This window comes from uncultured Azohydromonas sp., assembly GCF_937926365.1.
GTDB lineage: Bacteria > Pseudomonadota > Gammaproteobacteria > Burkholderiales > Burkholderiaceae_C > Azohydromonas.
In genome coordinates this window covers 93021-101211 of the sequence record NZ_CALAOH010000019.1, presented here as the reverse complement: position 1 = coordinate 101211, position 8191 = coordinate 93021, and the positions used below count along the sequence as shown (strand labels likewise).

Sequence of the window (8191 nt, the reverse complement as noted above, 5' to 3'; positions counted from 1 at the left end):
ACGAACGCCGCCGCAACGGACGCTGCGCCCGCTGCAACGGACGCGGGGCGGGCCGCAACGGACGCCGCGCAGACTGCCGCTGACGCCAGGCCGGAGAAGGGCTCGATCATCATGATCGTCGCCACCGACGCGCCGCTCGATTCCCGCCAGCTGGGACGACTGGCGCGGCGTGCCGGCGCGGGGCTGGCACGCACCGGATCGGTCTACGGTCATGGCTCCGGCGATATCGCGCTGGCCTTCAGCACCGCCTATACCGTGCCGCACGACGCCGCCACGCCGATGCCGGCCGTCGCGATGGTCCACGAGACCGAGCTCGATCCGCTGTTCCACGCCGTAGCCGACAGCGTCGAGCAGGCCATCCTGCATGCGCTGTGGCACGCCGAGACCGTCAGCGGCCGCGACGGCCATTGCCGCCGCAGCCTGCTGTCGTGGATGCCTGAATTGAATTTTGCCGACTGAACCGCGCACGCCGCCGCTGCGCCGGCGCGCGCCATTCCTGCGTGCGTCGCCGCTGCGTTTTGCGCGCGCCATTCCCATGAAGATCCTGATCTCCACCGATATCGAGGGCGTCGCCGGCGTCTTCCATCTCGAACAGACACGCCCGGGCAATGGCGAGTACGAGCGCGCCCGCGCCTGGATGACGCGCGAAGCCGACGCCGCGGCGCGGGGCGCCTTCGCGGCCGGGGCCGAGGCCGTCTGGGTCAACGACTCGCATGGGGGCTTTCGCAACCTGCTGCCGGACCTGCTGGACCCGCGTGTGCGCATCGTGCTAGGCAAGCCGCGCTACGCCGGCATGATGAGCGGGATCGAGCAGGATTGCGACGGCGTGCTGATGATCGGCTATCACGGCCGCGCGCAAGGCCGCGGCATCCTGGCGCATACGATCAACAGCAGCGCGTTCGCCAGCGTGACGATCGGCGGCATCGAACTCGGCGAAGCGGGGCTGTACGCCGCGCTGGCGGGCGAGGCCGATGTGCCGGTGCTGATGGCGAGCGGCGACGATGTCTTCGTCGAGGAAACGTCGGCGCTGATGCCGTGGGTGCGCTACGTGGCCACCAAGCGCGCGCAGGGGCAGGGCAGCGGGGATTCGATGACGCCCGCCGCCGCCTGCGAGGCGATCGGCGCGGCCGCGCAAGCCGCGGTCCGCGCGCTGCGGACCGATCCGGCCGGGGCCCGGCCCTTCACCATTCCTGGCCCCGTCACGTGCCAATTGCGCACCCTGACGCCCGCACACGCCGACCTGTTCTGCCAATGGCCCACGCTGCGGCGGCTCGATGGCGTCACGCTGAGTTTCGATGCGCCCAGCGTAACCGACGCGGTGCGCATGCTGAACTGCCTGTCGGCGATGTCGTTCATGCTGCGGTAGCCGCGAATGGGGCAGCGTGGGTTTTCTCCCCTCTCCTGCTTGCGGGGGAGGGGCGGGAGAGAGGGCAAACGGCAGCCGCTATGTCGCTGCAGTTTGAAACCACCTCCTTCTCCCCAACCCTCGCCCCCGTGAGGGGGAGGGAGAATTCCGCCGGCAAGAATCAGTGCCGGCGGTCCGCCGGCGCCCAACCTCAAGCCACCGGCAACGTCTTGCTGAACACGCTGACGCCATCGAGGTCGCGCAGGTCCACCGTCAGGGCCTTCGTCGACGGATCGATATTGACCTCGCCGAAGAACTGGAAGCCCGAATAGGGCGACAGGTTCGCCTGGCCCGCGGGCGGCGCCTTCTGGAAGACCAGTTGCGGGCCGAAGGTGGCGTCGAGCTGGTTGGGGCCGAAGGTCCCGGCGTTCAGCGGGCCGGCCACGAACTCCCAGAATGGCGAGAAATCGGTGAACTGTGCCTTCGACGGATCGTAGTAGTGCGCGGCGCAATAGTGCACGTCGGCGGTCAGCCAGACCACATTGGGCACGCCCTTGATGGCGCGCAGCAGCCGCGCGGTTTCCAGCTCGCGGCCCAGCGCCGCGCCGTCGTTGCCGTTGGCGATCGCTTCCCAGCGGGCGTTGCCGGCCGCGTCCTTGCCGTCCGGCACCCACAGGCCGATCGGCATGTCGGCGGCGATGATCTTCCACGTGGCCTGCGATTGCTTCACGCCGTTGACCAGCCATTCCAGCTGCTCGTTGCCGAGGAACACCGTGTCGCCGTTCTCGGTGGTCTGCAGGTTGGCGGTATTGCCGCCACGATACGTGCGCATGTCGAGGACGAACACGTCCAGCAGCGGGCCGTAGGAAACCTTGCGATAGAGCGTTTGCTCCGCCGCGGTGCTGCCGATCCGCATGGGCGCGTATTCGCGGAAGGCCTGGGTGGCGCGGGCGACCAGCGTGGCGATGTTCTTCTCGGTGTAGCGCGCGTCGGCGCTCAGGTCCTTGGTCGGCGACCAGTTGTTGGTGACCTCGTGATCGTCCCATTGCCAGATCTGCGGCACCTCGGCCGAGAAGCGGCGCACGTTCTCGTCCATCAGGTTGTATCGATAGCGGCCGCGGTACTCGTCCAGCGTTTCGGCAACCTTGGAGACCTCCGGCGTCACCAGGTTCTTCCACACGCGGCCGTTTTCCGCGGTGGCCTCGGCCAGGATCGGGCCGTCCGCGTAGATCGTGTCGCCGCTGTGCAGGAAGAAGTCCGGCTCGCGGCGGCGCATCGCCTCGAAGATCTTCATGCCGCCGAACTCGGTATTGATGCCCCAGCCCTGGCCCGCGACGTCGCCGCCCCAGACGAAGCGCACGGGGCGATTGGCGTCGGTACGCGGGATCGTGCGGAACTGGCCCGGCACCACCACGCCGGTCGCGCGCGGATTGTCGATGCTGTCACAGGCGACGCGCAGGAAGATCGATTCGCCGGCCGGCAGGCCCGACAGCTCCACGCGGCCGGTGAAATCGGACGCGGCACTGACGGTGGGGCCGAGCACCTTGCGCGGATTGCGGAAGCTGTCGGTGGTGTCGTACTCCACGCGCAGCTGCGCGGCGCGGTCGGCGCGCGCCCAGACCACCGCGCGTCCATCGCCCACATCGCCGATCTGGATGCCGTACGGCAGCTTGGGCCGCTCGCTGTCGGGCACGATGACCGCCGGCGCCTCGGGCGAGTCGTCGGAGCCGCAGGCGGTCAGGCCGAGGCTGGTGCCGAGGCCGAGCGCGCCGGTGTGGATCAGGAAACGTCGACGGGGGTAGGGGGATCGGGTCATGTCCTGCCTCTCGGGTGTGGGGAAGGGAAAGGCAGGACCTTAGCGGGCGATTGCGAAAGAATGATGAAAGCCCGCGCTGGCCGGGGCAGGGGTGCGACAGGGGCGCAGCAGTCGCGAGGCAGCGGGATGGCATGGTCGTTGCGGAACACCGGTTCCTGCGTACCAACGATCAAGGAGATGGAGATGAATCCCTCGCAACCCGGCACGAATCAGGGCGGTGCCAGCATCGTAGGATCGGGCGTCGGTGAAGGCCCCGGCCCGGAAGTGATGGCGGCCTCCAGCCTCGAGGACACCAAGGTCTATTCGTCCGACGGCGAGCACGTCGGCGAGATCAGCGAAATCATGCTCGACGTACCGCGCGGCCGTATTGCCTATGCCGTGCTGACCACCGGCGGCTTTCTGGGCATGGGCGACACGCTGCACGCGATCCCGTGGAACGCGCTGGTCATGGATACCGACCAGAAATGCTTCCGCCTCGGCATCACGGCCGACCGCATCAAGTCGGCGCCCGGCTTCAACAAGGACCAGTGGCCGCGCATGGCGGACCCGCAATGGGGAACGCAGCTGCACCAGTACTACGAGCGCGAGCCGTATTGGCTGTCCGGCGGCGGCACGCTGTGATATTGGCGGCGCGCACCGCATGCCTTCCATGCGGGCGCGTCGTTCTTACAGCGGCATGTAATTCCGCAATGGGGAACGCGCCCGCAAGCGGCGCGCCCCAGGTTATCGGCAGTCCCCGCTAGATCACCCCTGGCCGCGCAACGCGGCCAGTTGCGTGGCGGGGTGTCGTCGCTGTGCCAGCGAAGCGGGCGTCAATCGAGGCGCGTGCCGGTCGCCTTGACCTGAGCGGCCCACCAGGCTGTCTCGCTGCGGATCTGCGCGGCGAACGCTTCGGGGCTGTTGCCGACGGGCTCGGCGCCCAGTTCGATCACCCGCTTGCGCATCTCCGGCGTGGCCAGGATGCGGGCGCAGGCTTGATGCAGCTTGTCGATGACGGGCTTGGGCGTGCCGGCCGGCGCCATCAGGCCCTTCCAAGCGGTGACCAGATAGCCCTTGACGCCCGCCTCGTCGAAGGTCGGCACATCGGGCAGCGCGGCGGCGCGCTTGTCGCTGGCGACCGCGATCGGCCGCAGCTTGCCCGCCTGCACCTGGGCCAGCAGCGCCGGCATGTTGTCGATCATCAGGTCAATATGCCCGGCCATCAGGTCGGCGACGGCCGGGCCGCTGCCCTTGTAGGGGACGTGCTGCATCTTCAGGCCGGCGGTGCGGTTCAGCAGCTCGCCGCCGAGATGGGCGACGGTGCCGTTGCCGGGCGAGCCGAACGACAGCTTGCCCGGATGGCTGCGCGCATAGGCCAGGAACTCGGACAGGTTGCGCAACGGCAGCTGGGCCTTCACCGCCATCAGGTTGTGCTCGCGCGCCAGCACCGTGACGGGCGCCAGATCGCGCGCGGGATCGAACGGCATCTTGCTGTACAGGCTCGGATTGATCACGGTAGGGCCTGCCGCGGCGAGCAGCAGCGTGTAGCCATCGGGCGCGGCGCGCGCCACGCTTTCGCCGGCGATATTGCCGCCCGCGCCGGGCTTGTTCTCGACCACCACCACCTGGCCCAGCTCTGTCTTCAGGCGATCGGCGAGCAGGCGCGCCAGGATATCGGACGAACCGCCGGGCGCGAACGGCACCACCAGGCGGATCGGCTTGCTGGGATAGGCCGCGTCGGCGCGGGCCGCGCCGCTCAGCGTGGCGGTGCCGATCGCCAGGGCGATGGTGGCGACAAGGGTCTTGAACATGGTGTCTCCTGTTGTGTTTTATCGGCCGGGCCGCTGGATCGGGCGCCTGATCAAGTGCCCATCAAGTTCCGATCAAGCGCCGGCCTGCGCCAGCGTGCGCTTGGCGATATTGAGCTGGTGGATCTGGCTGGTGCCCTCGTACAGGCGGAACAGCCGCACATCGCGATAGAAGCGCTCGATGCCGTAGTCGGCGATATATCCGTAGCCGCCGAACATCTGCACGCAGCGGTCGGCGACGCGCCCGCACATCTCCGAGGCGAAGTACTTGCAGATCGACGCCTGCATCGTCACGTCCTCGCCGCGGTCGCGCTGGCGCGCGGTCTCGAGCACCAGCGCGCGGGCCGCGTGGATTTCGGTCTGGCAGTCGGCGATCATCGCCTGCACCAGCTGGAAGCTCGACAGCGGCTCGCCGAACTGCTTGCGCGTGCGGACGAAGCGGATCGCATCGTCGAGCATGCGGATGGCCGGGCCGATGCACAGCGCCGACAGATGGATGCGCTGCTTGTTCAGCACCTTCATCGCCGTACGGAAGCCCTGGCCCTCGACGCCGCCGATCAGGTTGGCGGCGGGCACGCGGCAATCGTCGAAATGGACCTCCGACACCGGCGAGCCTTCCTGCCCCATCTTGCGGTAGGCCGACCCGGTGCTCAGGCCCGGCGTGCCGCGCTCGACCAGGAAGGCCGAGATGCCGGAGGCGCCGGTGGTCTCGGGATCCGTGCGCGCCATCACCGTGAACAGCCCGGCGATCGGCGCATTGGTGATGAAGCATTTGGTGCCGTTGAGCACATAGTGGTCGCCATCGCGGCGCGCCGACGTGGTCAGCGCCGTTGCATCCGAGCCGGCCTCGGGCTCGGTCAGCGCGAACGAGCCGGTGATCTCGCCGCTCGCCAGGCGCGGCAGATAGCGCTGCTTCTGCTCTGGCGTGCCATCGGCAACCAGCGCTTCCGAGCCGATGCCGGTATTGGTGCCGACGCGCGCGCGGAAGGCCACCGAGCACTGCGACAGCTCGATCGCGGCCAGCACCAGTTCTTCGGTCGTCATGCCGGCGCCGCCATAGGTCTCCGGGATCGAGAAGCCGAACAGCCCGATGTCGGCCATCTCCCTGACCAGGTCGGCCGGCACCTCGTCGCGCGATGCCACCTCGGCCTCGCGCGGCACCAGGCGCTGCTGCACGAAGCGGCGCAGTTGCGCCAGAAATGCGGGGTAGGTCTCAGGGTCTCGGATCATCGTGATGGCTTCCTGTTTCGGTTGGCAGTGGACCGGGGGACATGCCCGTGGTCCGACATCGGAGTGGAAGGCAGCGTAGCAATGCGGGCGGAAATAGTGGATCGTTGTTTCGCTATCTTGAACAACTCGCCATTGCCAGGCTGGCCCGGCGCGCTATGATCGAGGCAGTGGGGCGATGCGCGCGGCGTGCCGCCTCTTGTCGCCGTACCTCCCGAAGCGCCGCCGATGGCTCCACGCCCCCATCATCCCGATCCCGCCTTCGCCACCACGCTGGCGCACGGCCTGTCGCTGCTGCAGTGCTTCGGCATCGGCGACAGCGTGCTCAGCAACAAGGAACTGGCCGAGCGCACCGGCCTGTCGCCGGCGACCGTCAGCCGCCTGACCTACACGCTGGCGGCACGCGGCCTGCTGCGCTACGACGCGCAATTGCGCCGCTATCGGCTGGGATCGACCACGCTGGCGCTCGGCTACCCGCTGCTGGCCACGCTGCGCATCCGGCAATTGGCGCGGCCGCTGATGAAGCAGCTGGCCGACGAGATCGACGGTTCCGTGTCGCTGGGCCTGCGCGACCGCACGCAGATGGTCTACGTGGAGACGAGCCGCGGCCACGACGCGATGGCGTTCCGGCCCGATATCGGCGCGACGCTGCCGATGCTGCCGACCGCGATCGGGCGCGCCTGGCTGTGCACGGCGTTGCCGCGGGAAAGCGCGCCGGTGCTGGCGGCATTGCGCAAGGCCGATCAGGCGGAATTCCGGGGGCAGGCGTCCGCGCTCGGGCGCGCCCGGGAAGAGATGGCCGAGTTCGGCTTCTGTACCTCGCGCGGCGAATGGCAGAGCGACATCCATGCCGTGGCGGCGCCGCTGCCGACGCGTATCGATGGGGAAGTCATGGTGTTCAACTGCGGCGTGCTCGGCGTGCGGATGACCCCGAGCAAGCTCGAGCGGCAGATGGGCCCGCGGCTGCTGAGGATGGTCGCGAAGGTCGAGGCCGCGCTGAGGAGGAGCCGATGACGCGGCCTGGCTCGCGCTCTGACTCGCGCCCTGGATTGCGCTCCGGCTCGCGCTCGGAGTCGCGCCAAGACTCGCGCTCCCACTCGCGGACCGACGCGCGCTCGGGCAAGCGTTCCGATGTGCGCGCCGGCTCGCGGCCCGGTTCCCGCGCCAGCGCGGCGCAGCCCCTGCCGCGCTCCAACGAGCCGGCCGACAAGGACCGGCAGTTCGCCGCCACGCTGGCGAACGGCATCGACATCCTGCTGGCCTTCGACAGCGGCGATGCGATGCTCGGCAATCGCGATTTCGCCGAGCGTACCGGACTGTCGAAGACCACAGTGGCCCGGTTGACGCACACGCTGACCGCGTTGGGCTATCTGCGCCACGACACGGTGCTGCGCAAATACCGGCTCGGCGCGGCGGTGCTGTCGATGGGCTATCCGCTGCTGGCCAGCATGCATCTGCGCCAGCTGGCGCGGCCGCTGATGAAGGCGCTGGCGGACCGGCTGTGCGGCGCGGTATCGCTCGGTATCCGTGATCGCACGCAGATGATCTATGTCGAGACCGCGCGCTCGACCGACAGCCTGATCGTGACGCCGGAGATCGGCGCCGCGCTGCCGATGCTGTCCACCGCCATCGGCCGCGCCTGGCTCAGCCACGCCCCGGCGCACGAACGCGAGGCGGTGCTGAACCAGCTGCGGCTGCAGGACCCCGACGCCTTCGCCCGCGCCCAGCCGCGCCTGGCCGATGCCCGCCGCGACCTGGAGCGGCAAGGCTACTGCGCCAACCGCGCCGAATGGCGTCCCGAGGTCTACGGCTTCGCGGTGCCAATGTGCCAGCCGGTCGGCTCGCAATTGTTCGTGCTGAACTGCGGCGTGCCGGCCGCGCAGGGCAGTTTCGCGGCGATCGAGAAGCAGGCCGGGCCGCAGTTGCGCGCGCTGATGCTCGATATCGAGAGGATGCTGGGGTTGCGATAGCGCGCCCGTAACCCGGCTTCGTGCCCCGGCATGCTGCGATGCGACA

General features: G+C 69.0%; 8 protein-coding genes. 5 read left to right on the top strand and 3 right to left on the bottom strand.

Features of this window, described 5'->3' with window-relative positions; all coding sequences use genetic code 11:
- The coding region (locus Q0741_RS01875; RefSeq protein ID WP_298231493.1) for a P1 family peptidase at positions 1 to 459 on the top strand (459 nt) is incomplete at its 5' end.
- 76 nt (positions 460 to 535) lie between these two features.
- Positions 536 to 1366, top strand: a complete 831-nt coding sequence (locus Q0741_RS01870; RefSeq protein ID WP_226105401.1) for a M55 family metallopeptidase — start codon at positions 536 to 538, stop codon at positions 1364 to 1366.
- 190 nt (positions 1367 to 1556) lie between these two features.
- Here Q0741_RS01870 and Q0741_RS01865 read toward each other — a convergent pair whose 3' ends face one another.
- Positions 1557 to 3161, bottom strand: a complete 1605-nt coding sequence (locus tag Q0741_RS01865) for an alkaline phosphatase D family protein (RefSeq protein ID WP_149318209.1) — start codon at positions 3159 to 3161, stop codon at positions 1557 to 1559.
- 183 nt (positions 3162 to 3344) lie between these two features.
- Between Q0741_RS01865 and Q0741_RS01860 the strand changes: the two genes are divergently transcribed.
- Positions 3345 to 3782: a PRC-barrel domain-containing protein gene (locus tag Q0741_RS01860; RefSeq protein ID WP_149318210.1), complete on the top strand. Its 438-nt coding sequence runs from the start codon at positions 3345 to 3347 to the stop codon at positions 3780 to 3782.
- Positions 3783 to 3973: 191 nt separating this feature from the next.
- Here Q0741_RS01860 and Q0741_RS01855 read toward each other — a convergent pair whose 3' ends face one another.
- Complete coding sequence (locus Q0741_RS01855; RefSeq protein WP_298231492.1) at positions 3974 to 4951, bottom strand: tripartite tricarboxylate transporter substrate binding protein; 978 nt, start codon at positions 4949 to 4951, stop codon at positions 3974 to 3976.
- Between the two features lie 72 nt (positions 4952 to 5023).
- Complete coding sequence (locus tag Q0741_RS01850; protein WP_226105405.1) at positions 5024 to 6178, bottom strand: acyl-CoA dehydrogenase family protein; 1155 nt, start codon at positions 6176 to 6178, stop codon at positions 5024 to 5026.
- 225 nt (positions 6179 to 6403) lie between these two features.
- Between Q0741_RS01850 and Q0741_RS01845 the strand changes: the two genes are divergently transcribed.
- On the top strand, positions 6404 to 7189 hold the full coding sequence (locus Q0741_RS01845; RefSeq protein ID WP_298231501.1) for an IclR family transcriptional regulator: 786 nt from the start codon (positions 6404 to 6406) through the stop codon (positions 7187 to 7189).
- Between the two features lie 167 nt (positions 7190 to 7356).
- Positions 7357 to 8145, top strand: coding sequence for an IclR family transcriptional regulator (locus tag Q0741_RS01840; RefSeq protein WP_150083573.1), 789 nt, complete (start codon positions 7357 to 7359; stop codon positions 8143 to 8145).
- Positions 8146 to 8191: the final 46 nt, after the last annotated feature.